The 457-nt window shown below is 46.4% G+C and carries 1 protein-coding gene; it reads right to left on the reverse strand.

The window, feature by feature from the left end; translation table 11 throughout:
* Nucleotides 1-457, reverse strand: a 457-nt coding sequence (locus tag HC176_RS16430) for a carboxyl transferase domain-containing protein (protein ID WP_280818703.1), incomplete at both ends; no start/stop codon positions are given.

Raw genomic sequence — 457 nt, forward strand, 5'->3', positions numbered from 1 at the left:
TTGCAGTAAGTTTTAGAGCATCGGCAGCTCTTTCCTTGAATTCCCAGCTTCTCCAAAGAATTGAAGAACAGGACTCAGGAGAAATTACAGAATACCAGGTATTCTCCAGCATGAGCACCTTATCTCCTACTCCAATACCTAAAGCTCCTCCACTGGCACCTTCACCAATGATCACCACAATAATTGGAACTTTTAGGCGGGTCATCTCCAGGATATTTCTGGCGATCGCTTCTCCCTGCCCACGCTCTTCGGCTTCAAGCCCGGGATAAGCACCAGGGGTATCCACGAAAGTAACTACAGGAATTCCAAATTTTTCCGCAGATTTCATCAGCCTTAGGGCTTTACGGTAACCTTCAGGATTTGCCATTCCAAAGTTACGGTATTGGCGGGTCTTTGTATTGTAACCTTTTTGCTGGCCCACGAACATATAACTTTGATCGCCGATCTTTCCAAGGCC

Source organism: Tamlana crocina, from assembly GCF_012037625.1.